Annotated in this window: 2 protein-coding genes; both read right to left on the bottom strand. The window is 57.8% G+C overall.

From position 1 onward, the window contains the following. Positions 1 to 259 precede the first annotated feature (259 nt). On the bottom strand, positions 260 to 1,183 hold the full coding sequence (gene lptB, locus ABX749_RS31630; protein WP_372899544.1) for an LPS export ABC transporter ATP-binding protein: 924 nt from the start codon (positions 1,181 to 1,183) through the stop codon (positions 260 to 262). A 56-nt stretch (positions 1,184 to 1,239) separates the two neighbouring features. Beyond that, a partial coding sequence (locus ABX749_RS31625; protein WP_372899543.1) for a S26 family signal peptidase occupies positions 1,240 to 1,811 on the bottom strand: 572 nt, incomplete at its 5' end.

Here is a 1,811-nt window from a genome sequence, read left to right as displayed (position 1 = left end):
GCGCAGCAAGCAAACGCCAGAGAGGGTTCATGCCGCAAAAGTCTTCGCGCCTTCCGCTAAGATCAAATCCGTCACTTATACAATCGACGTTCCCTGCGGTGTGCACCGCAGAGCGGTGCTTGCCCAAAAGTCGCTCAGTAATACAATCGACGTCCCATTCGGGATGCCGATTCAATTCCTGACGGAAATGGCACGCTTCTCCCCAACAGATCTTCAACAAGCTTGCTTGTCGTTTTGTGGAAAGAAGCGTAGTGATCAGTCACACATCCGAAACATTCGTGCGTCGCCGCAGGGCACGTTTTTGACGGAAGTGTGGTGGTGGCACGGGGGACTTTTCTTGAGCCGGATGGACGTTTGCGGGGGCTGCGGCGACGGCGGTGGGGGCGTTTGTGGGCGCGTGTGTGGGCAGCGGGTCGATCGCCTCGGCCATACGCTCGGCCCCGTCCATGTCCCCTAAGTACTCTTCGCGGACCTTGGGGTGTCGTTTCACTTCCTCGGGCGTCCCGTCGATCAAAACTTGACCTTGGTAGATCACGTAGCAGCGGTCCACCGTGCCCAAGATTTCGCGAGCCGCATGATCGGTAATCAAAACGCTGATTCCCGAATCACGCAGTTGCTTGATCACGCCCTGGATCGATTGCACCGTGACCGGGTCGATCCCCGCAAACGGCTCGTCCAACATCACGATCTTGGGATCCGAAACCAGGCACCGAGCGATCTCCAGCCGGCGTCGTTCGCCGCCGCTTAATCCCGCCGCGCGACTCTTGCGGATATGGGTGATGTTGAACTCTTCGAGCAATTCTTGGGTTCGGATTTTGCGTTGCTTGCGGTCCATCCCGAGCAGTTCCAACAACGCCGAGATGTTTTGTTCCACCGTCAGCTTCTTGAACACGCTGGGTTCTTGGGGCAGATAGCCCATGTGTCCATCACGGGCGCGGCGAAACATCGGCCAATCGGTGACATCGCGTCCGTCCAGATAAACCCGGCCGCGATCGGGTTGGATCATTCCGCAGATCATCCGGAAACTGGTCGACTTGCCGGCTCCGTTGGGGCCCAACAATCCGACGATCTCCGCCTTGCCGACGTGCAAATTGACCCCGTCGACGACGCGGCGTCTGCCGTAGGTCTTTTGCAAATCGATAGCTTCCAGAACCGTCGTGGGCTCATCGTGATCGATACTCATCGCACTTGAAATCCGTTTCGAGAATGATTGATGACCAGCCAGTGCCAGTGCCGGCGCTAGCGTATGAATCGGAAGCGGTCGAAATTGGGAGTGAAGGGGACGGGCGAATTCCAGGGGTGCGGCCAAAACACCATCAGTGCCTTGCCGACCAACAAATCGCGTGGGACGTAGGACGCATCGGCGAACGCGTAGGCTTGATCGCGGAAACGGTCGGGCAGTCGGGCACCCAGTTTGGTTCCAGCCCAACAGCGCGCGTCCAGACTTTCGGGGCTATTGTCGCCCATCGGAAAGAATTGATTTTCTTCTAAGCGAAACGTCACCTTGCGGCGTGTTTGCCAGACGGGAAATTGTTCCCACAGTTCAGGACGCGCCATCACGTCTTGGATGTCTTGAAAGCTGACGTTTTGCTGTGCGAGTCGGTAAAGCTCGTTCATGTCGTAGTCAAAGATGCCGAACGAGCTGTTGTCGGTGGCGACGTAATACTTGTCGCGATCAATTTTGACTCGGTCAACCGTTGCTGCCCCGCCACGCACTGCAATGCCGACCGGCGCGGCGTCCATCGGATGGACGCCCGCTTGGTATCGCGGATACGCTTCGTCGTCGCCATGAAAGGCTCGGGCGTCGAACG

This window comes from Stieleria sp. (assembly GCF_041595215.1).
GTDB classification, from domain to species: Bacteria; Planctomycetota; Planctomycetia; order Pirellulales; family Pirellulaceae; genus Stieleria; species Stieleria magnilauensis.
The sequence above is the reverse complement of the archived record's forward strand: the minus strand, read 5'-3'. Positions and strand labels throughout refer to the sequence as shown.